General features: G+C 43.5%; 12 protein-coding genes and 1 pseudogene. 2 read left to right on the top strand and 11 right to left on the bottom strand.

What is annotated here, in order from left to right:
• The 10 genes and pseudogenes from QUA23_RS28180 to QUA23_RS28135 form a co-directional block, all read right to left on the bottom strand.
• A pseudogene (locus tag QUA23_RS28180) lies at nt 1-194 on the bottom strand (hypothetical protein); the annotation flags it as partial.
• 161 nt (nt 195-355) lie between these two features.
• Nucleotides 356-5,893 (bottom strand): protein kinase domain-containing protein, encoded by a 5,538-nt coding sequence (locus tag QUA23_RS28175; protein ID WP_333079154.1) that lies wholly within the window; start codon nt 5,891-5,893, stop codon nt 356-358.
• A 64-nt stretch (nt 5,894-5,957) separates the two neighbouring features.
• Entirely contained in the window at nt 5,958-11,354 is a 5,397-nt protein-coding gene (locus QUA23_RS28170; protein ID WP_333079152.1) for an AAA family ATPase, read from the bottom strand.
• A 485-nt stretch (nt 11,355-11,839) separates the two neighbouring features.
• The gene (cydB, locus tag QUA23_RS28165) at nt 11,840-12,853 is read right to left on the bottom strand and encodes a cytochrome d ubiquinol oxidase subunit II (protein WP_333079151.1); all 1,014 of its coding nucleotides are present in this window, start codon (nt 12,851-12,853) and stop codon (nt 11,840-11,842) included.
• An 8-nt stretch (nt 12,854-12,861) separates the two neighbouring features.
• A complete protein-coding gene (locus QUA23_RS28160; protein ID WP_333079149.1) occupies nt 12,862-14,304 on the bottom strand; it encodes a cytochrome ubiquinol oxidase subunit I in 1,443 nt (480 codons plus the stop codon).
• 405 nt (nt 14,305-14,709) lie between these two features.
• Complete coding sequence (locus QUA23_RS28155) at nt 14,710-15,183, bottom strand: hypothetical protein (protein WP_333079147.1); 474 nt, start codon at nt 15,181-15,183, stop codon at nt 14,710-14,712.
• Nucleotides 15,158-16,363 carry an urease accessory protein UreH domain-containing protein gene (locus tag QUA23_RS28150; RefSeq protein WP_333079146.1) on the bottom strand — a complete coding sequence of 402 codons (1,206 nt, stop codon included), beginning with the start codon at nt 16,361-16,363 and terminating at the stop codon, nt 15,158-15,160. The genes QUA23_RS28155 and QUA23_RS28150 overlap by 26 nt, the downstream gene beginning before the upstream one ends.
• A 186-nt stretch (nt 16,364-16,549) precedes the next feature.
• Complete coding sequence (locus QUA23_RS28145; RefSeq protein WP_333079145.1) at nt 16,550-17,617, bottom strand: LOG family protein; 1,068 nt, start codon at nt 17,615-17,617, stop codon at nt 16,550-16,552.
• A gap of 189 nt (nt 17,618-17,806) precedes the next feature.
• Nucleotides 17,807-18,130, bottom strand: a complete 324-nt coding sequence (gene trxA / locus QUA23_RS28140; RefSeq protein WP_006631199.1) for a thioredoxin — start codon at nt 18,128-18,130, stop codon at nt 17,807-17,809.
• A 492-nt stretch (nt 18,131-18,622) separates the two neighbouring features.
• On the bottom strand, nt 18,623-19,786 hold the full coding sequence (locus tag QUA23_RS28135) for a GuaB3 family IMP dehydrogenase-related protein (RefSeq protein ID WP_333066301.1): 1,164 nt from the start codon (nt 19,784-19,786) through the stop codon (nt 18,623-18,625).
• Nucleotides 19,787-19,908: 122 nt separating this feature from the next.
• Between QUA23_RS28135 and QUA23_RS28130 the strand changes: the two genes are divergently transcribed.
• Nucleotides 19,909-20,814, top strand: coding sequence for a lipid-A-disaccharide synthase-related protein (locus tag QUA23_RS28130; RefSeq protein WP_333401223.1), 906 nt, complete (start codon nt 19,909-19,911; stop codon nt 20,812-20,814).
• Here the strand turns inward: QUA23_RS28130 and QUA23_RS28120 are convergent.
• Nucleotides 20,800-20,940: a polysaccharide deacetylase family protein gene (locus QUA23_RS28120; RefSeq protein ID WP_333093954.1), complete on the bottom strand. Its 141-nt coding sequence runs from the start codon at nt 20,938-20,940 to the stop codon at nt 20,800-20,802. The two genes, QUA23_RS28130 and QUA23_RS28120, sit on opposite strands and share 15 nt — an antisense overlap.
• Nucleotides 20,941-21,353: 413 nt before the next feature.
• On the opposite strand from QUA23_RS28120, the gene QUA23_RS28115 reads away from it, so the two are divergent.
• Nucleotides 21,354-26,186, top strand: a complete 4,833-nt coding sequence (locus tag QUA23_RS28115) for an AAA family ATPase (protein WP_333079141.1) — start codon at nt 21,354-21,356, stop codon at nt 26,184-26,186.
• The last annotated feature ends 59 nt before the right edge of the window (nt 26,187-26,245 follow it).

Raw genomic sequence — 26,245 nt, 5'->3', positions numbered from 1 at the left:
GCGATGGTGTACTGGTTGCGGAATTGCAGCAGTTCGCTGAAGCTGGGATAGTCTCGATTTAATAGTTTAATGACAACCGGAAGCTGATCTGTTTCTCGAATGGCTCGATAAACTACGGTTCTCGAACCGCAGTATAATTGCTCACCCAGATGATATCCTGAAACTCGCTTCGTCAAATCCACTGCTGCACTCATCTGGATTACCCCATCTCAGACATTGACTCTTGTAACTAATTATACACTTTTATTGGTTGAGTCTGAGGAAAATAGAGCTGCGAAATCCCCAGGCGACAGACTCTACCGCTTTTATTTATTTTCACTTTTGAAGAGAAAGATGGCGAGCTATCAAGATAGTCTTATCCTTTTATCGGCAATGAGATCGTAAACTCCGTCCCTTCTCCCCCTACAGAATTTACCTCGATCGCCCCTCCATGTTTCTCAACCACAATTTGACGAGCGATCGCCAATCCCAACCCCGTTCCTTTCCCTACTTCCTTGGTAGTAAATAAATGGTCAAATATTTGTGGTTTAACTTCTTCATTCATTCCCTTACCATTATCAGTAATGGTAATTTTTACCTGTTGATTTTCCGCAGAAGTGATAATTTTAATTCGATTAGGATTAGCCTTTATTCCCGCAAAATCTCGCCCAATGTTGGACTCATCTAGCGCATCGATCGCATTGGCTAGAATGTTCATAAACACCTGGTTAAGCTGTCCGGGGAAGCATTCGATATCGGGAATATTGCCGTAGTCTTTCACTACAACGATTGCGGGTCGCCGATCGTTGGCTTTCAATCGATATTTGAGAATTAAGATCGTGCTGTCTATGCCCTCGTGGATGTTGAAGGGCGCTTTGTAGTCTTTGTCAGCTCTAGAAAAAGTGCGGAGGCTAGTGCTGATACTTTTAATGCGATCGCATCCCAGTTGCATCGAGTCGATGATTTTGGGCAGGTCTTCGATAATATAGTCTAAATCGATATCTTCGGCATGGTCGGCAATCTCTGTTTCTAGGGCGCGATCGCGATAGAGGTTGAGATGCTCCACTAAGTCTTTAACTGTGGACTTAGCTTCATTCAAATTGCCCGCAATAAAGCCGATAGGGTTATTAATTTCATGAGCAACGCCAGCAACTAAGTTTCCCAAGGCCGACATCTTTTCGCTTTGAATCATTTGCAATTGGGTTTGCTGCAAGTCATGTAAGGCTTGTTCTAGTTGTTGGGAATAGGTTTGTGACCGTTCATAAAGTCTGGCATTTTCTAGGGAGATAGCAGCTTGAGCGCAAAGTAGATTGAGGATCTCGACGCGATCGCTTGTAAATGCCCCCTGCGCTAAATTATTTTCTAGATATAAAATGCCCAGCAATTTCCCTTGATGCAAAATCGGGCTGCACAAGATACTCTGAGGCTGCTGACGAATAATATAAGGGTCATTGGCCAAAATCGGATCGATCGTGGCATCAAACAGCACAACAGTCTGCCTGTTGTGCAAGACTTTGTAAATCAGCTTCAGCGGAATATCCTGGCTATCATCAACAGGAAGGCTTTGCAACACAACTGGCTGCGTCCCTGTAGTAATTGACCCTTTAATCAGCAGGCGATTGTCTCGCAAAAGCATTAACACGCATTTATCAGCCCCCGCATTTTCAATAACAATAGAAAGCAATGATGAAAGCAGTTTGGACAGTTCAATTTCGCCTGAGATAGTTTGAGAAGCTTCAAGAATGGCAGCTAAATCTAGAGTTCCAGAGGCACTGCTACTGTGGCAAGTGGGGTAATTGGTAGAAGTGACACTCCCCAATGTGAAGATAGTTTCTTTAGCTGACAGGGGAGAACGGGTTTGCTGGAGGATGGGGGCGAGAAGTTGGGGATAGCGTTTTTCAAGGTCAGCAACTTTGGCTTTCGCACCCCAACGCGCGTAGCAGTAATATGCTTCTTGCATATATGCTTGGGCGAGTTTTTCTTTCCCCCCATTGAGGTAAAATTTGGCGGCAAGTTCATTCGCTAGTGCTTCTTCTTGGATATATGCGTTTTCTTTGGCAGAGGCTATAGCGCGATCGTAGTAATCCATTGCTTCATACATCTTTCCCAACACCCGATACTGTTCTGCTTCCACCAAATAAAATTTGTGTAAATGGTTGGTGGGTGCATGATCTGCCCATTGTTTGAGTTTTTTCTGGTTGCTAATAACTTCCTGGGGAAAGGATGGGCGAAGGCCGCCGAAGGCATCGCAGTCTCTACTTTGAGCGTTGGGTAATATAGCAAGATAGGCCAAAGAATCGTAAAAGTGAAACACCGGAACCATAAAACAGCCGGATATTCCGCTCAAATATTGTTTGGCATCAACTGCCACTTTAATTGCTTGCTCCCATTCATTAAACAAGTAACAAAGAATTAATTTATTGATAGATAGTGTTCCCATTGCGTAAAGATCGTTAGCATTCTGATGCAAGGGAAACATGATGTTTTCGTCATAGATTACACCTTTAATTTCCCAAGCACACTTGCTCTTACCGAGCAAATTTAAGACGGATTGATAAAAGACTCTAAGATAATTATGAGCGACTTCCTGTTTGAGTTGAGTTAATGCCTGATTGTAAACCTTCATCTCTCGTTCTAGGATTGACAAATCTTTTCCTAGAAAAAATGACAGCGAGCAGTAATTGTATGCACAGTAAGCAGCATATTCTAAAGTACCCATTTCTAGACCGCTGTGGTATCCGTCCAGTAAAGGAGCAAGTGAATCTTGAATATGATATTTCCAAGGCTTTACAAACGGATAAACCATGTTAATGGTGCTGGCTTTAAATTCTCTATTCTGGAAACGTGATAGTAGTTCCATTGCCAGTTGACCAACGCGATTACCTAAATCTATTTGCCCCAAATCGCACAAAATTACTCCATACCAAGCATAAGCCTGCGCTGATACAGCAGCATTACCATATTCAACTGATAACCTAACTTGCTTGCAGACAATTAACGGCAGTAGTTTTGGAATCGCTTGATAGACTGCTGCTGTCACGGTTCCTAAAATTCGCATCACTGCCAGAGCTTGAAGGTCTATCATCTCAGGTAGTGCCAACAAATCTTCTAAATCTTTTCCTTTTAATACATCTTGAGCCTGTTGCAAACTTTGATTAATCTCTGTGTCAGTGGGCTGCTCTGGAAACGATATTCCAAATAATTTCAAAACAGAAAGAGCGGTTTTAATAGCTTTGGGCTGTTTGCTCTGGGCTACGTCAGCTAAAATTGTCACTTCATAGACCTTAACTTTGTCTAGTAATTGACTAGCATTTTGTACTACCAACTCGACTATCTGTTCCATTCGTCTAAACTCAGCGCTTAGACAAGCTACTTCTGCTGCTAAATCATGTAGAGCCAAAGTTATATCATAGTATTGTTGCCAACAATTTACTGTGAGAAGTTCTATGCCTTTAGTGGCGTATTCAATTGCTGCGATGTAAGCGGTGGCAGATTTGGCTTTTTGTGCAGCAGCTAAATTTAGCTTTGCTAATTCCGCACGTTCTATTTCTGAGACAATTAAATCGGCTCCTTTGTTTAATTGATTGATAATATCAAAGATTTTTTCCTCTTTTTCTGTCTTGCTCATTACACTTAAAAGCAATTGCCCAATTTTTAAGTGCGTCAGTTGTTTTTGATCGTCGGGAATCAGCGAATAAGCAGCTTGCTGTACTCGATCGTGTAAAAAATTGTATACAACCTTCTGAGAACTTTGTTGAGGAACTGCTTGATTTTCTTGCCCTACATAAAACTTATAAACATCACCAACTGGTAAAATTAACCCTTCTTGTAATGCTTTCCACAAAGCAGCAGCCGTCTCAATTTGAGATTGTTGCGAAACAATTGCCAATGTTGCTAAATCAAACTGATTGCCAATACAAGCAGCTAACTGCAACATCTGTTGAGTTGAGGGCGGTAGCTTTTCTAATTGTAATGCCATAAAGACAACGACATCATCTGTAACGGCAAGCTGATTTACTTGTGCGATGTCACATTCCCAGCCCCCTTGTACCTCCCTCTGTCCCCCCTTGGTAAGGGAGGATGAAAGGGGGGTGGGGGATAGAGAGGGGTAGTTAAATTGAATTAGTCGCTCTTGATGTAAGGCTTTGAGAAATTGCGTAGCAAAAAATGGATTTCCTTTGGTTTTCTGAAATATCAGTTGGGAAAGAGGCCATGTCAAACTTTCGGTCGATTTCAGGGTGTCAGCTACTAACTGATTTACTTTTTTTGGGCTGAGTGGTGCTAAATTAATCGTATTAATCGTTGCTTGGCTTTTTTGGAGTTCACCCACGGTCAACATTAATGGATGTGCTGCATTGACTTCGTTATCGCGGTATGCACCTATTAATAACAAATGACCTGTATCAGCCATTAAAAGCTGCATTAATTTCAGCGATGCCGAATCTGCCCACTGTAAATCATCTAAAAATATCACTAATGGATGTTCTTTTGTGGTAAAAATTTTGGTGAACTTTTGAAACAATAAATTAAATCTATTTTGTGCCGCCGTTCCTGATAATTCTATCACAGGTGGTTGTTGACCGATAATTATTTCTAGTTCGGGGATGACTTCAATAATTATCTGCCCATTTTCTCCAACTGCTGATAATATTTGGTTTTTCCAGTGCTGAATCTGTGCATCGCTTTCGGTTAACAATTGCCCCATTAAATCTCGGAAGGCTTGCACAAATCCACTCAAGGGAATATTGCGTTGAAATTGATCGAATTTACCTTTAATAAAATAACCCCGTTGCCGCACAATTGGTTTATGAACTTCCTTAACGACTGCTGTTTTTCCAATTCCCGAAAAACCAGCTACTAGCATCATTTCTACTCCCCTATTTCCCCCCTTAGCAAGGGGGTATTCAGAGGGGTTAGCGATTCGCTCGAATGCTTGTAGTAGAGTTGACACCTCGGTTTCTCTTCCATAAAGTTTATCGGGGATGATGAAGCGATCGCTTACATCTTTTTGAGCAATTTCCAAGTATTCAATTTGACCGTTTTCTTGAAGTTGAGTAAAACATTTCTCTAAATCAAACTTTACTCCTAATGCACTCTGATAGCGCTCTTCGAGATTTTTTGCCATCAATTTACTAACTATTTTTGATAGTAAAGGCGAGATTTGTGGGTTAATTTCATGTACTAATGGTGCTACTTTGGCAATATGACAATGTACCAACTCCATCGGATTGTTTGATTGAAAAGGTAACTCTCCTGTCAGTAATTCGTAGAAGGTAACACCTAGAGAATAAAAGTCAGTCCGATAGTCAATTCCCCGATTCATCCTTCCTGTTTGTTCAGGGGAAATGTAAGCTAGTGTTCCTTCTAAGACATTGGGATTGATTAGTGTTTGGGTTTCTCGTGGTAGCAAAGATGCAATACTAAAGTCGATTAATTTGACTTGTTTGGTTTCGGGATTAATTAAGATATTGCTGGGTTTAATGTCTTTATGAATAATGCGATGACGATACAATATATCTAAGGTATTGCACAGTGAGATCGCGATTTCCAAAAATTCTCTCAAAGAGAGTGTATTTTTCCCTTTCTGTGCCCAATCCTTAAGAGAAATTCCCCCAAAGTCTTCCATTACCAGCGCATAACCATTCTGATAGGGTTCCAGGCTATAAGTTTGGACAATCAGAGGTGAGTTAAGATTGTTAGCAATGGTATATTGATTGCGAAACTGCACGAGTTCGCTAAAGGTGGGATAGTCGTTTTTCAACAGTTTGATGACCACAGGTAATTGGTCACTGGTACGGATAGCCCGATAAACTAAGGTGCGACTTCCTGAATAAACTGTTTCGATAATTTGATAGTTGAGAATTAGAACGTTTGTAGGAAGGTTGTGGTTTTGAGCGGAATGATTTATAGCCATTGTGAATTGTTGGAAAATAGCTGAGTGAGTGGTTGGCTAAATGAGGCTGAATGTTATGGAAAAGTTAACTTTTTTGTTCTGGCTTAATTGGTAAGGTGATAATAAATTCTGTTCCTTGACCCGGAGTAGAATTGACGTTCAGTGAACCGCGGTGTTTCTCAACTACAATCTGCCGTGCGATCGCCAATCCCAACCCTGTCCCTTTCCCTACTGCCTTGGTAGTAAATAATTCATCAAAAATCTTCTCTTGCACTGGTTCACTCATGCCCACACCGTTATCTTTAATGCGAATCATCGCTTGTTTTTTATTCTCGTCATAAATTTCAGTTTTAATGATAATTTGATTGACGATTTCTGCATAGTTTCGATCTTGATTTGATTCGTCTAAAGCATCGATCGCATTACCTAACAAATTCATAAATACTTGATTCAACTGTCCGGCATAACACTCCACTGGTGGCAAATTCCCATATTCCCTAATCACTTTGATTTCTGGACGAGTATCGTTAGCCTTGAGGCGATGTTTCAGGATCATTATGGTGCTATCGATGCCATCATGGATATTGCAAGCTACGGGATAGTTAGTATCGGCACGGGAGAATGTCCGTAGACTGGTACTAATATCCCGAATCCGCTTCACGCCTTCCCGCATCGAACCTACTAATTTCGGTAAATCTTCCCGGATGTAATCAAGATCGATGTTCTCGATTTCCTCTTGAATCTCTGGATCGAGTTGCGGATATTTTTGTTCATACAAATCGAGCAATCCAAACAAATCTTTGATATAATCTAAGGCGGGTTGAATATTGCCAACCAGAAAACCAACTGGATTATTAATTTCGTGAGCAACCCCAGCCACTAAGTTTCCCAACGCTGACATTTTTTCGCTTTGAACAATCGTTATTTGTGCCTGTTTGAGGTCTGTAAATGCTTGTTGAGATTCTTGATACAAACGGGCATTTTCTAAGGAAATAGCAGCTTGAGAAGCCAGCAAATTTAGCACTTCAATGCGATCGCTCGTAAATGCGCCAACCGTCAGGTTATTTTCCAGGTATAAAACTCCTATCAACTGCCCTTGATTAAGAATTGGAATACAAAGAACACTGATCGGCTGGTGCTGTTCAATATAGCGATCGCTCGCAAGCTGGGAACTTACCCTAGCATCAACTATTACCAAAGGTTTCAAACTACGCTTGACAGTGTTAACCAAACTAATTGCTACATCCTGACTTGATTCTAGAGGTATTGATGGTAATAGCTTAGGTTCCTGTCCCTCTACTACAAGAGCCGCTACCTGTAAATACTGTTTTTGTTTGAGCAATAAGACACACTTAGTGGCGCCAGCATTCGCGATCGCTATTTTTAGGAGAGTAGTCAGGAGTTTATCTACTTCAATCTCGCCAGAAATGGCTTGAGAGGCTTGGATCAGAGTAGGCACATCGAGAAATTCCGAGTTGCTGCTAGAAGAGTTGGTATTATAAGTAATGGTTCCCCGGGCGATCGTTTCTTTAAAGGAAGTAAAGGATTGAGGTTGCTGAAGGATAATACTGAGTAGGCGAGGATAACGTTTTTCCAAATCGTCTATTTTGGCTTTAGCTCCCCATCGGGCATAACAATAATACGCTTCAACCATGTAGGCTTGAGCTACTTTTTCTTTGCCCCATTCCAAGTAGAATTTCGCTGCTAGTTCGTTGGCGAGGGCTTCTTCGTTGAGGAATTGATTTTTTTTAGCGAGGGAGATAGCCCGGTCATAGTGTTCAATCGCCTCAGTTTTATTACCCAAAACTCGATGCTTTTCTGCTTCAACCAAATACCACTTATGCAAATGATTCATCGGAGCATTTTGCGCCCACTGGTGCAGAGTCGTTTGATGGATTTCTACCTCCGCAAGAATTTCAGCTTGTTCAATTTCTGACTGGGTGGGGAAGAGCGCCAGGTGCGTCAGAGCTACATAGAAATGGAAAATGGGAACAACAATCACTCCCGATACTGCCATAAAATACTGTTCGGCTTGCACAATGTGGTCTAGGGCAGCCGGATAATTGCCAAACAAGTAGGCAAGGAGCAGTTTGTAGATGTAAGCAAAAGCGCTCAACGCAAGTTCGTTGTCCTGATGATGCTTAGGAAGCATCACCGTTTCATCGTAGGCATCGCCGATTAAGCAATTCGGTTGACTTACAGTTTCCCTCAAGTTCCGCACTATTTGCCCCATCATCCCTAAATAAACTTGGGCAGAATGTTGCTTTGCCTGCACCATGACTGCGCTATAAGCTGCTATTTCGGTTTCTAAAGTATCTAGTTCTACTCCACTGAAAAAGTGGGCGTAAAAGTGATTGATTATGCTGTAGCCAGCGTGGACAAAATCACCAGTTTCCATGCCAGCTAGATAGCCATCTTTCAGCGTCGGTATCGTTGCTCTGAGAGCTTCCTTGTGATGCTGAATATAGAACCCAAACATAGCCAGAATTATGGACTTGAATTCCCTCACATTGAAGCGCTCAATCAATGAGAATGCCAATTTACCCAAACCGTAGCCGGTTTCAACCTCTCCCAAAAAGGCACACAGCACCATGCCGTGAATCGCATATCCGACAATTGATGCGGGTGTATTTCCAAAGGAGAGCGATAAACTCACCATCGTGGAACTCAGTAGGGGCAGTAAACCTGGTCTTCCCTGGATAATGGGTGCAAATAATATTGCTAACAGTTGCATGGCAGCAGTCGCCTTGGCATCGGTCATCACCGGCAAATCAGCTAGTTCTTCAATCCGTTTGCCCTTAAGTTGGGTGGCCAGGGTTTGTAGCGCTTTGCCAATTAATGGTTCGTCAGCTTCGGTGGGCAGTTCAACCCCTAATTGTCCGAGTGCTTCTGTGGCTACTGCAATGGCTGCTAACGACTTGCCCTGAGCTATCTGTGCGGCAATCTGAATTTCGTAAATTTTAACTTTGTCTAAAATCGACTGAGCTTTTTGCAAAACCAGTCCTGCAATCTCCTCCATTCCGTCAAAGTCACCATTCAAATAGGCAGCTTCGGCGGCTGCAACATAGAGGTTCAGAGTCAATTCATACTGACTTTGCCAACAATTTACTTGTAGTAGCCCAATCCCCGTTTGCAGATAAACTCTTGCCGCAGTGTATGCGGTAGAACTTCTTGCCTTGCGTCCGGCTGCTAAGTTTAGTTGAGCTAATACTTCTCGTTCGCTGGGTTGGGCGATTAACTCAATTCCTCGATTTAAATGCCCGACAATATCAAACAGTTTTTCCTCTTGCTCTATCTCTGAGGAATTCTGCTGGAGTAACTGTCCTATTTTGAGATGCGTTGCTTTTTTCTGCGAATCGGGAATTAGCGAATATGCGGCTTGCTGGACGCGATCGTGTAAAAATCGATAAGTTGGATTAGCTGAAGCCTTGAAAACTTCATCACTATCCGATTGGGTAAAGAACTTATAGATTTTGGTCGTGGGAATCACCAAACCTTCCTGCAATGCTTTCCATAAAGCCGTAGCCGTCATTCCCGCAGATTTTTCACTGACAATTACTAACGTATTCAAATCAAACTGCGCTCCAATACAAGCAGCTAATTTGAGAACATCCTGAGTTTCTGGTGGCAACTTCTGCAATTGTAAAGCCATGAATTCAACGACATCATCAGTGATCGCTAAGGCTTTGACCCCAGCAAGATCGCACTGCCAATGCCGAATCTCCCAATTAAAGCTAACTAGCTGATCGTCATGTAAGGACTTGAGAAACTGAGTGGCAAAGAAAGGATTGCCCTGAGTTTTTTGATAGACTAATTTTGTCAAAGGTTGGGCAAGAGATGATTCGCTATTCAGCGTATCTGCTACCAACAAATTCATATCCGGTTCGCTTAACGGTTGCAAAGTAACCGTATTCACTCTTGCCCCACTTTTAACTATCTCATCTACTGTTAAGATAAATGGATGTACGGGCGAAACTTCATTATCTCGATAGGCACCCAATACTAATAAATATCCTGTATCCATCATCAATAATTGTAGCAAATTCAGGGAGGCTGAATCCGCCCATTGCAAGTCATCCAAAAACATCACTAAAGGATGTTCTTTGCTCGTGAAAACTTGCACAAATTTCTGCATGAGCAGATTAAAGCGATTTTGGGCGGCACTTCCTGACAATTCTGTTGCAGGAAGTTGAGCGCCAATTATTCCTTCTAACTCAGGAATCACGTCAATCAAGACTTGTCCGTTGTCTCCCACTGCTGCTAAAACCTGGGTTTTCCATCTTTGCAATGGGGTATCGGATTCTGATAGCAATTGACCCATTAAGTCGCGGAATGCTTGCACAAAGGCACTGAAGGGAATGTTGCGTTGAAATTGATCGTATTTGCCTTTGATAAAATAACCGCGCTGACGGACAATGGGTTTATGAACTTCATTGACAACGGCGGTTTTCCCAATTCCTGAAAAACCTGCTACTAGCATCATTTCTGTTGCTCCCAGGCTAACTCGCTCAAAGGCAGCTAATAGTTGATTAACTTCTTTTTCTCTACCGTAGAGCTTTTCGGGGATAGTAAAGCGATCGCTAATATCTCGCTTTCCGAGTTCAAAATCTTCAATTTTGGCTGTTTTTTGTAACTGAAATAAACAATTTTCTAAATCATGTTTTAATCCTAATGCACTTTGATAGCGTTTTTCGGCATTTTTCGCCATCAGCTTACTGACAATTTTCGATAAAATTAGGGGAACTTCTGGATTTATTTGATGGATGGGTATCGAGTGTTTAGCAAGATGGCAATGCACCAATTTCATCGGATCATCAGAGATAAATGGCAACCTTCCTGTCAACAATTCATAAAAAGTCACACCCAGGGAATAAAAGTCACTACGATAGTCAATGCCTCGATTCATCCGTCCTGTTTGTTCGGGAGAGAGATAGGCTAATGTTCCTTCTAAGATATTGGGATTCTGGATTTCTTGGGTTTCTCGTGGTAGGAGGGATGCAATACTAAAGTCAATTAGTTGAATTTCTTTTGTGTCGGGATTAATGAGAATATTAGCGGGTTTAATATCTTTGTGAATGACTCGCTTTTGGTATAGATAGTGAATAATGTCTGTTAGTTGTATGGCGAGTTGGAGAAATTCTGCTAAAGGTAAAACTTGAGACGGTTCGGTTTCATTTGTTGCGGTTTTGAGATAAGTAGATAGGGAGACTCCGCCAAAGTCCTCCATTACTAGAACATAGCTATTCTGGTATACTTCCAGCGTCAGGGGTTTGACGAGGTGAGGGAAGTCGAGATTTTTGGCAATGGTATATTGGTTGCGAAACTGGACGAGCTCGTTGAAGGTGGGGTATTTGTTTCGCAGCAGTTTGACTACGACTGGGTATTGGTCACGGGTACGGATGCCTCGATAGACTAGGGTACGTGTACCTACATAAAGTTTCTCTGTAATCTCATAACCTAACAAATTAGCGATCGCATCCATAAGTTATTAACCGTTTATTGTACAACCGTTAAATTAAAACCTTGCATTCTATTGTATTTTATTATTTTACAAAGATAGCGATCGCAAACTATGCACCCTCGCTAGGGACAGAATTAACTTTAATTTTTTCCCAAAGTTTATAAACTCTTATTTGAGCGAAAGTAATTTGGTCGCAAGCATCCGGATTCATCAGTGTACCTGTGAAAAAAGCTCCCCATCCCGATCGCAAGTCCCGGACTCATCCTTGCGAGCAATCTCAAATATCAAATTTCAAAGTGCATGACGTGCGATCGCTAATCCTAAATTACTTCCTTTGCCTACTCCGCACTATTTGCCCTATGTTATGTATAGTATGCTTGCGTAAGTTGTGATGCTATCAGACAACAATAATTTGTAATTTTTAACCGCAAATATACGCAGATAAACCCGGATCTAGTGTTGAGCCTATCTGCGTATATTGGCGTTATCTGCGGTTTTATTATGCTTTATTCGCCGTAGTGACCGCCGACAACCTTACCCCGAAACACAACATAATTGTAGATGTTGTAAAAAATCATAATCGGGAGCAGAACGCCCATAAACACAATCATAAATACCAGGGCGCTGGGCGAAGCTGCGGCTTGGTAAATCGTGATTTTTGATGGAATAATGTAGGGAAAAACAATCAATCCCAAGCCGATGAAAGTAAGCAAAAAAATCAGAATCGTCCAGATAAATGGCGTGCGTTCTTCTTTATTTGCGAGACTTTTCAGCAGCAGTCCTACCAACAGCACTCCAAGCAAAGGAATCGCGGCAAAGACATAAACTAGCGGTTTCTCAAACAACCTGGATCTAGCACTTTCGTAAAAAATCGGAGTGGCAATCGTAATTAAAACTGCTCCAATTAAAGTCGTCACCGCCGCAATTTTAGCCGTGCGATAGTGATTTGTTTGCAGTTCGCCCTCGGTTTTCATAATTAGATAGGTTGAACCGATCAAAACATAGCCTTGAATCAGCGTCAAAGCAACCAAGATCGATCGCCAATCCAGCCAATCCCAAGTAGTCCCCACAAAGTGACCGGCTTCATCAACCGCAATGCCTTCGAGCACGGCACCCAAGGCGAATCCTTGAGCTAAAGCTGCTAAAAAACTGCCAGCACCAAAGGCATAATTCCAGAGTAATTTGCGATTAGAATGCTCGCGAAATTCAAAGGCTACAGCCCGGAATATCAAACCAAAAAGCATCATGCAAATCGGTATGTACAGCGCTGTCAAAATCGTACCGTAAGCGAGGGGAAATGCGCCAAATAAAGCGCCTCCCATCAACACCAGCCAAGTTTCGTTGGCATCCCAAACGTTGCCCAAACTCGTCATTAAAATGCCCCGGCGTTCCTCGTCGGAAGCAGTCAGAGACAGGATGCCTACTCCTAAGTCAAAACCGTCTAGCATGACATATAGCAGGAGAAACAAAGCCAAAACTACAAACCAAACTTGTGGGAGAAAATGCTCCAAAGCTTGCATACAATCTCCTATTGTTGTGCTTCTACGGGACGTTGATCGGGAATGTGCTCTCCGGGTTGACTTTCGATTGCAGGTTCATTGTCTAAACCTGGCACAGGCAGACTTAAATTAGGGCCTTTGCGAATAATTCTGCTGCCAAAAAACAAGGCACAAACAAACAAAAAGCTGTAAATAACTGCAAAGAAACTCAGAGAAGTTAAAACATTGCTGGCGGGGATGTTTGACACCGCATCAGCAGTGCGAATTTGCCCGTATAAAGCCCACGGTTGTCTGCCGACACAGCGGACAATCCAACCGGATTCTACAGCAATATACCCCAGGGGAGCAGCTAATACCCAAGCGCGCATCAGCCAAGGTTGACTACTAATATTTTCAGCAGAAAGTTTGCCTCGCAGCCACTGAATTATACTGAACAGCATCAGTCCTAAAAAGAAGAATCCAATCCCGGACATGATGCGGAAACAATAGTAGATTAAACCCACCATCCGGGGTCTATCTTCTGGCTTCCATTCCTTCAAGCCGAGTACGGGTTCGGAGAGTTTTTGTTTGAATTCTAGAATGTATCCTAAGCCATTGGGCACGCTAATTTCCCAGTCATTTTTTTGGGCTTTTTCATTAGGCAAAGCTAGCAAAGTCCAATCTGCGGACTCTCCCGCTGGTGAAGTTTCCCACTTAGCTTCGATTGCTGCTAACTTAGTGGGTTGGTAGTGATAAACTTGTTCGGCACTCAAATGTCCGATGTATATTTGCAAAGGTGCAACGGCGATTGCTGTCGCTATGGCAATTTTTAAAGACTTGGAAAAAAAAGCTTGGTTGCGCTTATTGAGAATGTACCAAGCGCTAATTCCCCCAATGACAAACAGCGAAGTTTCCAACGTCGCAAAAAACATATGGAGAATGCTGTTTAATGCGAACGGGTTCAGAATTGCTTGAAAGTAATCGCTGACAATAAACTTGCCATTGACCATTTCTCCGCCTGCAGGAGTTTGCAGCCAAGAGTTAGCGACTAAAATCCAGACTGTGGATAGGTTAGCGCCGAAGGCTACCATGATTGTAGCGAAATAATGGACGATCGGGTGAACGCGCTCCCAACCAAACAGCATAATTCCTAAAAAGCCGGCTTCTAGCATAAATGCCATTGAAGCTTCAAAGCCCAAAATGCTGCCAAAAAAGTCACCAACAGCTTCAGAAAATGGTGCCCAATTCGTTCCAAACTGAAATTCCATCGGAATTCCTGAAGCTACTCCAATACCGAAGTTAAGGACGTAGAGTTTAGACCAAAAACGAGCGTGATGGTAGTAGTCGGGATTGCGAGTTTTTAGCCACATTCCTTCAACAATTACCAGATAAATCCCCATTCCAGTTGTCAAAACTGGCCACAGCATATGGAATATGGCGGTTAGCGCAAATTGCATCCGCGATAGGGCCACGGTGTTAGATAAGATATCCATCGTTATATCCTTTGGTCAGTTCAAGAGACGTTAGCTTGCACAAATCTCATAATGGACACTGACAAGGTAACGCAGAAATTTACTTAGTGCAGAAGGCACTGACTTATCTTTATTAAAAATTAAGATTTGCTGTTTGAAGGAAGAAGGAAGAAGCCAAGCGCAATAAAATCAATAACATCAATAGTTTCAGCAATTAAGCACGTCCTAAGCCTCTTGGTAGTTGCTATAATAGTAATTATACTCAATTATAGATCGCGTGTCCCCCTTAACTTAAAATCCTTAACTTAAAATAGAAAACTTGCTCTCAATTTTCCTCTTCTTTTCTCCCCTCGGCGCTCTCGGCTCTCTCGGCAGTTAATTTACATAAAATCTCTCCATAATCAGTCCTTAAAATCTCAAATGGTATTACCTAACGGTGACAGTGTAACTCAGTTTAAATGGTTGAAAATTAGCTTGTTTTTTTGCTGTTCCTCTCAATTCAAGCTGGTAAATGCCAGCCTTGGGAAACACGATATCAGCTCCGGGAATCCCTTGATATTTCTCGGCTGATATGGCTTTTAAAGGCGGCTGCATCAGTGGCTTATCCCCTTCTTGGCGCTCTTTTGGATAAACCGCTAATTTGCAATTGCACTGCTCTAAGGGGATAATTTTGCCGCCCCGACGAGTCAGCGCAAACCACACTCTCGCAGACTGTCCGGCGCGAGGGTTGTGGTTTGGTTCTAGGTGAAAGGTAGCAGCTACATCTCCCGAAACTTCGACTTGGTGCGCCAAAACTGAAATCGAGTTTAACTGTGGCGCAGTGGGAATTGCTGCTTCAATTAGCAATCCCAAAAAAACTAACAATCCTAAACTTTTACTTGTGTTTGACAGGCGAAACATAGAACTTCTCCAGTGATAAAACTGACCAAAATAAGCGCGATCGCACAAGCGTAACTAACACCACAACCACCGCTAACACGGCTGTCAGCAGTTGATTGTGCAACTTCCATTCAAAGCCGCCGAGATAGTGGGAACCGATGAGTGCCGCGTGTACAGCGCACAGCAAGAAAGCTGGAACGCTTAACAGGTGAAGCATTCGCCACAGTTGGCCTAAATAATTTTGAATGCGATCGCAACTTGTAACCGCTGCCGGTAGCATCAACAGCAGCGACAGCATCCCAGCCGCCATTCCCAACTGATGTTGCGGCAACATGAAGGACACAGCATCAAAATTCCATTGCAGCGTATGATCCAGCATATGAAACGTGTGGGCGACTGCTAAGACAAACGCGCCCACACCCAAGACGCGGCGATAGCGCAACAGTTGTGGCAAAAACTTGCTAACCGGACGCGCCAACAGTGCTAGCATCAAGCACAGCAGCGCTGCGTGCCCAGTAAAATCAACCATTTCATCGGTTCGCAGCAAGGTAAGAATTCCGATCGCCACCGTCACCCAACCACCCGCACGAAACAGTTGACTGCGCTTGTCCGCGCTCAATCTGCCAGCAAAAAAACTCACTCCCAGCATCGTTGGCAGCGTGCCGAGTCCAAAAGCCAGCATCGTCGCCGCACCCAAAACCGAATTTCCGGTTTCCGCCGCCTTAATCTGCGCTGCGTAGAGGAAGCCGCAGGGAATCAAACCCCAAAGCAAACCCAAAGCAATCGGCACCCACCACTTTTTTTGTGCCGAAAGCTTGCTCATTGCTTGTCCGACTCGATCGTGCGACAGCGGGTGCAATCGGGGCAATCCCGGCAGCAAGTTCGGTTTAATTTGCCCTATTCCGAACCAAATCAGCATCGTGCCGGTGAGAAGTGCGATCGCCCGCCGCAATTCGCTACCCGTACCTGCCAAAAGTCCGCCAGCAATTAACACCGAACCCAGTCCGCCAATTGCAGCACCAACCAAAGCGTAAGCAGCTATTCTCCCCAAATTTAGCAGCAGGTGAAAGCGCAAAGTCGCTAATTTATCGTTGCCGGAATTAGAAAGAGAAAACGCCATTGTCAGCGGGCCGCACATCCCCGCGCAGTGACCGAAACTGCCGAGAAATCCCAAAATTGCAATTAGCAGCAGGTCTAGCATTTTGCTGTTTTTTTCCCAAACAACGCCATCAAGGTATTGACAAGATTTTCTTTGGCTCTTGGACGCTTTTTTATTTACTTTTTACAAAAACTTATCTCATCCGAGCGCTTTTGTCAAAATACAAGTTGTCCAACTTCTATCTAATCTCACCCATATTTAAAAAGACTAATGACTGATAACTAATAACTACTTTTGTTCTGGATGGGCCGCCGCCGGCGAAGCTGCACCCATTTGATTAATAGCAGCAATTAGCTGATAAAGCCGCCCCAAATCCCGCTGGTTGAAATGCAAAGTCAGGCGCGGCAGATCGAAAGTCACATCTCCAATTTCCGGCGGCAAAGCTTGACTTTTTTCAATTTTTCCGGTGACAACAATATCGCTAAAATCAGTATTTAGCCGATCGACATTATCATCAGAAAGCTCTGTTTTCAAGCGAATTACCAGTTTTTCGCGCACGTAGCGGCAGGAGTGGTAAACCAGATAAAAACTACCTATAGCCTCGCAAGCGACATTTATATCGTCAGTAATGGTATACAGGCTGCGATCGTCGGCTGAAATCAAACCCCGGCCACGCAATTGTTTTTGCACAAAATAATTCCAATCGTGCCAATAATCTCCTCCCGGTCGATCGATCAATACCACAGGAGCTGGCCCGAACTTGCCAGTTTGAGTCAAAGTCAGACACTCAAAAGCCTCGTCCAGAGTGCCGAAACCGCCCGGAAACAGAGCCAAAGCATCGCTCTCCCGGAGAAAAAATAACTTGCGAGTGAAAAAATATTTAAAATTGAGCAATTTGGGATCGCCGGCAATGAAAGGATTAGAACTCTGCTCGAAAGGTAACTGAATGTTCAGCCCAAAAGAACGTTCCGCAGTCGCCCCCTCGTTCCCCGCCTGCATAATTCCCCCGCCGCCGCCAGTAATCACCATAAACCCCTGCTGGGCGATCGCGCGCGCAAAGTCTCTAGCCATCAAATATTCTGCCGATTGCGGTGACACCCTCGCCGAACCAAAAATCACAATTTTGCGAACGTGGCGGTAAGGATAAAACAGCTCAAAAGCGCTCTCCATATCTCGGAGCGCCGCCGCAATAATCTTCAAGTCTAGGCGATCGAGATCCTCTCTGGCCATTTGCACTATAGTAGAGAGCGATCGTTCGATCCACTCAGAGTGCTTCAACATTGGCAAGCGATCGAGCAAATCCATCACTTCAGCTTGGAGGGACTCAAAACCTTGACCAGACCCAGAACGAATCATGAATTTTTCCGAAACGATAACAAATTGTCTCTACTAAAAATTAAGGGGCAAGCCAAAGTTATAAGCTAATAGCCACCAGCAAATTGCCCTGCTGACAACTAATAACTTTTCCCGTAGCTTTGCCCCGGTTCTGAAGCGAGTGAGCTTTCGCGGCCCAAAAAGAACAGCGCGAAACCGCTCGCAGTTGGGTTAAATGTACTTTTCCAGAGTGTTGGCCAGAGTAGTTTTCGGAACTGCCCCAACAACCATATCCACACGTTGACCGCCCTTAAATATCATCAGCGTCGGAATGCTGCGGATACCGTATTGGCTGGCCACGTTAGGATTCTCGTCGGTATTAACTTTTACTACCTTGACCTGCCCTTCATATTGCTGGGCAATTTCGTCTACGACGGGCGCCACCATCCGACAGGGCCCGCACCAGGGAGCCCAAAAATCCACTAGAACTGGAACTTCGCTATCGAGCACTTCCTGCTTAAAGGTAGAGTCGGTTACTTGCGCGGCTGCTGACATCCCTAGCCATCCTTGTAAATACTATTTCTCGGATAACAAGTCTAGCAAAAAATGTAACCACTTGCGTCAACGATTTTAACAGAACGCTTCTGAAGGAAGAAGAAAGACGGTAGAAGGAAGAGGGAAGACGGTAGAAGGAAGAAGGCACAAGGTGTCTGAACGAACAAGGCACTGATGTTTCCGAAGGCACTGATGTTTCCGAAGGCAGAATGCACTTATGTAGAAAAAAAATTCTCCCACTCCCAGACTCTCCCCTTCTCCGGAGCTAAAAGCCTCAGTTCTGTATCTAGTAAGCAAGAGCCAAGATTTCCGTCAAAAAAGGAACCGCCCGAACAGTAGTCCGGGCGGAGTGTGGTGTGAGGAGTGAACGGAAACATGCGTCTCCGCTTCTTCTATTGTGACATCTCCTTCTCGATAATTCCACAATATTCTGTAAATTTCGAGACTCTTGAACAAATTTTGTCAAGGTATGCTGGTATTCGATCGGTAAATCTACTTACCCATGCCCAACTGCTGAGCTTTTTGATAGACTTTACCCTCAGTCAGCAGAGAAGGAGCAATTACCACTTCCACTTGCTGCATCTCCTTAATATCCTTAGCGCCCAAGGTACCCATGCTAGTTTTTAGAGCTCCGAGCAAGTTGTGCGTACCGTCATCTAGCACCGCAGGCCCCCGCAAAATTTGTTCCACAGTACCCGTAGTCCCCACGCGAATGCGAGTGCCGCGAGGCAAAACCGGGCTGGGAGTAGCCATCCCCCAGTGGAAGCCGCGGCCCGGAGCTTCGGCGGCCCTGGCAAAAGGTGAACCAATCATCACTCCATCGGCACCACAGGCAATGCACTTGCAGATATCGCCGCCAGTAATTAAACCGCCGTCAGCAATCACCGACACATATTTGCCAGTTTCGCGATAGTAGTCGTCCCGCGCAGCGGCGCAGTCTGCTACCGCTGTGGCTTGAGGAACGCCGACACCCAATACGCCCCTAGATGTGCAAGCAGCCCCCGGCCCAATGCCCACGAGAATGCCCGCAGCTCCAGTTTTCATTAAATTCAGGGCGACTTCGTAGGTCACGCAGTTACCCAGAATTACTGGTATCGGCATCTCTTGACAGAATTGAGTCAAATCTAAAGATGAGATTGATTCAGGGGAAAGGAAAGCTGTCGATACTACAGTTGCTTGGACAAAAAATATATCGGCTCCCGATTCAGCAACCGCCCGGCCGTATTTGCTCGCGCCGGCCGGTGTACCGCTAACTGCAGCAATCCCTCCTCCAGCTTTAATTTCTTTAATTCTGAGCTCGATTAATTCTGGCTTGATGGGTTCGGCATAAAGTTCCTGCATCAGGGAAACAAATTCGTGATTCCCCACACTGGCGATGCGCTCTAATATTGGCTGGGGGTCGGCATAGCGGGTTTGAATTCCTTCTAGGTTGAGCACGCCCATTGCTCCCAATTCCGACAGCAAAATGGCCATGCGGACATCGACTACTCCATCCATGGCGCTGGCGATGATCGGGATTTCTCGATCGATCCCGCCAATCTGCCACTTGGTATCTGCCAAACTCGGATCGAGGGTGCGCTGTCCGGGTACAAGCGCAATTTCATCTATGCCGTAAGCTCTGCGAGCGCTTTTGCCCCGCCCAATTTCAATATTCACGCTGTTTCACTTCCACAATGTATTTAAATTAGACTAACAAAAAGTTAGCCCGCCCGAGTTTAGCTATCGCACGGCTGTCTTTAAAAAAAGCTCGGCACTGATTCTGATTGTATTCCGATTATATGAAATCGAAGAGGATAGTTTTCCTCAGCAACGGCCACGGGGAAGACTCGATTAACTGTCAAATTCTCAAAGCTTTAAGAGTATCTGGCGCGGATTTTGATGTTTCGGCAATCCCGATTGTAGGTGACGGGGCTGCTTACCGCCGATCGACTGTGCCCATTATTGGACCCACCAGTCAAATGCCGTCTGGGGGAGTTTTTTACATGAACCCCTTGTTTTTCCTCAAAGATATTGGGGCGGGGCTGATTGCTTTGACTTGGCAGCAATTGCAGGCTGTTTGGAGGCATTCGCGCCACTGCGATTTGGTGGTGGCAACTGGGGATATTGTCGCGACGGCGATCGCCCATGCCAGCAACCGCCCCTATATAATTTTTCTGTCGGCCCATTCTAGTTATTACGAAGGGCGAGTCGATTTGGGTTTAATCTTGTGGCAGTTGCTTTGCTCAGAGAAATGTCGGGCGGTTTTTACTAGAGATGCTTTGACTGCTGCTGACTTAAACCGACAGGGTTTAAAGAAAGCTCAATTTGTCGGCAATCCTGTCATGGACAACCTCAATTCTACGGGCAAAGATTTGCAGTTAATACCCGGAGTTCGGACGATCGCCCTTCTTCCCGGTTCTCGCCTCCCGGAAACCACCTACAACCTCGTTTTGCTCCTGGAACTGGTTAAAAAAATTGCTACTAACTCTGCTTTACAGGTGCAGTTTTGGGCAGCTTTAGTTCCGACTTTGATGCCTGAATTAGATTTTCTTGCAGCCAGAGCAGCATGGCAAATGCGATTTGTGAGATTAGGAATGGTTTGCCAACTCATCTCCCCTCGCGACAATCATTTTCACGATTTCTGGATGTTTGTCAATATTGCGACCGATTTCAAAAAGAGTTGCTTTAACTTAATAGCGGTCTAAGATATCTAAAAGCTGATTTGTATAGGGAGGATAGGGCCCGTGGTCGTAGGTGAGGGCAACAACTTTCACTTCAGTATCGGCGCGGTTGATGCCGAAATAATTGTGGATTTTAGTAACTTTAATCAACAGCGATACTGAGAAAAATAACGCTATTGTGAAAAGCCAAAACTTTGGTAAAATTTTACCGAGTCGCATAGCTGCACGCACTCGATCGAGAATGAAAGTGGATTGTTTTCAGATTACCACAATTGGGTAACTGAATCCTTAAGCTATTTTATCATTAATTATTGTCCGTTTCTAGATTTTCGAGTTTTGGCGATCGCACAGTAGCTAGACGCTGCAAGTGCCAGTACACTTGTACGCTAAATATAGCGTAAGTAAGTCCAGAGCCAAAAAGCAATAATAAAAGATCGGGAGTTGTAGGGGGGAGTCAGGCAAGGATTTATATTCGGAGCGAGTTTACTGCTCCTCTCACCCGCTCCTCCCCATGTTATATTTATTTGTATACTTAACTTTTTTAGGCAGCCATAATTCCCAACATGATTTCACTGCCAGATATCACAATTGTCAGCCAGATTTACGAAAGTGCGAATTCCCTCGTATACCGAGGCATCCTCAAATCAAATCAGCAACCTTTGATTTTGAAACTCCTCAAAGAGGATTACCCCACACCAGCCGAACTCTACCGCTATGAGCAGGAATACGAAATCACTCGCCGTCTCAACCTAGAGGAAACCATTAAAGCCTACGAACTGCGAAAATACGAAAACACACAAGTCATGTTGTTAGAGGATTTTGGAGGAGAGTCCTTAAAAATCCTGCTGGATGGCCGTCCCTTGGCTTTACCAGAGTTTCTCCACCTAGCCATCCAAATCACAGATGCGTTAGGCAAAGTTCATCAAAAAAAGGTCATTCACAAAGATATCAATCCATCTAATATTGTCTTAAATCCTCAAACCGGACAATTAAAAATTATTGACTTTGGCTTATCTACCATCCTATCCCAAGAGAATCCCACCCTCAAAACTCCTCATCTTCTAGAAGGGACATTAGCTTATATTTCCCCCGAACAAACAGGACGGATGAATAGAGTAATCGACTATCGTACCGACTTTTATTCTCTTGGCGTTACTTTCTATCAACTGCTAACCAACCAGTTGCCTTTTGAATCCGTCGATGCACTTGAGTTAGTCCATTGCCATATTGCAAAACAACCGACTCCACCTCATGAAATTAATCCAAAAATTCCCTTGAATGTCTCAAAAATTGTCATAAAATTAATGGCAAAAACGGCAGAAAATAGATATCAAACTGCTTGGGGAATCAAGGCAGATTTTAATAAATGTCTCGCTCAATCTAGAAATGGCAAAATTAAAGCTTTTTCCTTGGGAACCCAAGACATTTATCCTCAATTAAAACTACCTCAAAAACTGTACGGGAGAGAACCACAAATTGAGTCCTTATTGGCTGCATTTGATCGCGTAGCTTCGGTAAAAGAGAAACAAGTAGGCGCGAGCAACCCAACTACAACTCAGTCACAAAAATGGCCCGTACAGAGACAAACTGAACTCATGCTAATTTCTGGATACTCGGGTATTGGAAAATCAGCTTTAGTTCAGGAATTCTATAAGCTCATTACTCACCAAGGTGGCTACTTTATTGCAGGTAAATTTGACCAGTTGCAACGCGATATTCCCTATCAAGCTTTAGTCGCTGCATTCCAAGAATTGGTGCGGCAATTGCTCACCGAAACTCAAGCGCAATTACAACAGTGGCAAGAGAATATTCGAGGTGCATTAGGCAGCAATGGACAAATTATTATTGATATCATTCCCGAAGTCGAACTAATTATTGGCAAACAGAATCCCGTCCCCGAATTACCTGCAACAGAAGCACGAAATCGGTTTAATTTAGCTTTTAAAAACTTTATTCAGGTCTTTTGCCAAAAAGAACATTCCCTCGTCCTATTTCTAGACGACCTTCAGTGGGCAGACACCGCTACGCTGCAATTGATTCAGTTGATAGTAACCGATTTTACTACTCAATATCTGTTTGTAATCGTAGCTTATCGGGATAACGAAGTCAGTGCAACTCATCCTACTATGCTGACTTTATCTGAAATGAAAAAACAGGGAGTAGTAATTAATCATCTCTCCCTTTCACCCTTAAATTTAAACCAGGTTAATGAATTCATTGCGGATACGCTGAAAACCGAGTGCGCCCCTACACAAAGATTAGCCGAGTTGGTTTGGCAAAAAACACAAGGAAATCCATTTTTTATTAAAGAGTTTCTCAAGTCACTTGATACAGATCAATTGCTAAATTTTGATCCTAATGCTGGGGCTTGGCGCTGGAATTTAGAGCAAATTATTACTAGAAATATTACTGATAACGTTGTTGAATTTATGGCACATAAAATTAAAACGTTATCAGAGTCATTACAAAAACTTTTACGATTAGCCGCTTGTATTGGCACCCAATTTGATTTAGAAACGCTTTCAATTATTAATGAAAATTGTCAACAAGAAACTGCTAATGAATTATGGGAGGCTATTCAAGTAGGATTGATATTACCCGTTGGGGATGATTACAAATTCCTGAAAACCAACCGAGTGGCGAATGACTTAAAAATTACTTATAAATTTGCTCACGATCGCATCCAGCAAGCTGCCTATTCTCTCATTCCCCCAGACGACAAGCAAGCGGTTCACTGGAAAGTCGGGCAACTGTTGTTACAAAATACACCGCCACAGGTACGCCAACAAAAGATTTTTGATATTGTCAATCAACTCAACTTCAGTATTGAAGCAATAGACGTTCAGTTAGAAAGAGATAAACTTGCTCAATTAAATCTGATTGCTGGCAAAAAAGCGAAGGCATCAGCAGCTTGGCAACCCGCGTGGAATTACTTAATAATTGGTATAAATTGCCTGAGTGCAGATAGTTGGCTTCGTCAGTATGACCTCACTCTGGCACTTTATGTGGTAACAGTAGAAGCTGCTATCTTGAGTGGCCGCGTTGAGGAAATGGAAAAATTGGCTGACATTGTGCTTCAACAAGCTACTTCATTGCTGGACAAAGTGAAAGTCTATGAAGTCAAGATTCAAGCCTATACAGCACAAAACCAGCCGTTAGAAGCAATAGATACGGCCCTTTCAGTATTAAAGCTGTTGGGTATTCGCTTTCCCAAAAAACCAACAAAATTAAATATTTTCCTTGAACTGGTGAAGACTAAGTTAAGTTTAGCAGGGAAGCGAATCGAGGACTTAATCGACTTACCAGTGATGACTGACCCTTATAAGTTGGCAGCTATGCGTATCTTATCAGGTATAGTGTCCGCTGCCCATTTTTCCACACCTGACTTGCTACCGCTAATGGCGTTTAAACAGGTCAATTTATCCATCAAGTACGGGAATACTTCTGTGTCTTCTTGTGCCTATGCTACTTACGGACTGATTCTGTCGGGAGAAACCGTAGGAGACATTGAGACTGGTTATCAATTTGGACAACTTGCTCTCTTGTTACTCGATAAGTTTAATGCTAAAGAACTCAAAGCCAGAACCATATTTATTGTTAATTATTTTATCAAACATTGGAAATATCATCTTAGGGAAACTTTAAACCCTTTGCGGGATGCTTACTTGATGGGCCTGGAAACGGGAGATTTAGAATATGCAGCTTATTCGGCCTGTGTATACTCCTACCATTCCTATGTATTGGGGAAGGACTTGGCAACAGTCGAGCGAGAGATGGCAATGTACAGTAATAGCCTCAGCCAACTAAAGCAAGAAACATCATATTACTACAACCAACTTAATCGACAGGTTGTATTGAACTTGATGGGACAGGCTGAAGATAAGTGCCGTTTAATCGGTGAAAGCTATGACGAAACAAAAATGTTACCCCTGCATCTAGAGGCGAATGCTCAAAATCTTTGTCGATCCCTCTATTTTTACAAGCTATTTCTCTGCTATCTTTTTCAAGACTATCAGCAAGCTATAGAAAATGCCAAATCAGCCGAAAAATATAGCGACAGCGCTGTAGGTACTATTCCTCTCTACCATTTCTACAATTCTTTAGTTTATTTTGCTATCTATTCTGACGCACCCAAGTCCGAGCAAAAACTCATCCTCCAGAAGGTTAAAGCCAACCAGAAAAAGCTCAAAAAATGGGCGCAGTTTGCTCCAATGACTCACCTCCATAAATTCTATCTAGTGGAGGCAGAACGATATCGAGTTTTGGGTGAAAAGGCTAGGGCAATCGACTACTACGATCGCGCTATTGCCTTAGCCAAAGAACATGAGTACATCAACGAAGAGGCTTTGGCTAATGAACTGGCTGCCAAATTCTACATCGCTTGGGGAAAAGAGCAAGTTGCCCAAGCCTATATGACAAATGCTTACTACTGCTATTTACGTTGGGGCGCAACAGCTAAATTGACTGATTTAAAAGGACAGTATCCAGAACTTTTAAAGCGTTTTTCGACAGCCAATATGTCCATAAATTCGCGCAACAGCCTACCTAATACTTCTGGAAATACTTCAGGTGAACTCCTGGATTTGGCAGCATTGATGAAAGCATCTGGGGCAATTGCCAGTGAAATTGAGTTGGATAAACTCATCACGACTTTGATGAGAATCCTGGTGGAAAGCTGTGGTGCACAAACTGGCTATCTAATTTTAGAGTCTCAAGGACAACTAAGAGTCGAAGCGTCATGTGAGGCTAACTCAAATCAGGTGATGGTGTTGCAATCTACTCCTATAGAAAGCTGTCTTCCTTTGTCGATTATTCACTATGTTGAGAGGACTAAACAAGGACTGATTGAAACCAATGTTGCCCGTGAAGGCCGATTTACCCAATATGCTTATATCAAAAGACAGCAGCCCAAGTCTATCCTTTGCGCCCCTCTACTCAATCAAGGGCAATTAATTGGCATTGTTTACTTGGAAAATAATTTAGCAGATGGCGTTTTTACACCCGATCGCCTGGAAGTGATTCAATTGCTTTCAACTCAGGCGGCGATCGCACTTACCAACGCCAGACTCTACACTCAGGTACAATCGACGCAAAATCGCCAGAATAAATTCCTTAATGCCATTCCTTTTGGCATATCCGTTCACGACGCGAAAGGACAACTGGTTTTCGCCAATCCAGTTTCACAGCAGTTACTGAATATTCAAGATTTACCCAAAGCCGAAATTGAGCAACTCTCAAGAACCTATCACGTTTATCGGGCAGGGACAGGGGAGATGTATCCAGTGGAACAGCTACCCTTGGTGCGATCGCTTCGCGGTGAAAAAACATGGGCGGATGATTTGGAACTGCACTACAGTGATCGAATCGTTCCCTTAGAAGCATTACTCACAAGTTAAGCTAAAACCAAAGTTGTCAATGAGTAATTTTACTCATTTTTTACCTGTTGACCCAATTA

The organism is Microcoleus sp. Pol1C5, from assembly GCF_036701115.1.
Lineage (GTDB): Bacteria > Cyanobacteriota > Cyanobacteriia > Cyanobacteriales > Microcoleaceae > Microcoleus.
Note: the sequence above shows the minus strand (reverse complement) of the source record. Positions and strands in the feature narration are given on the sequence as shown.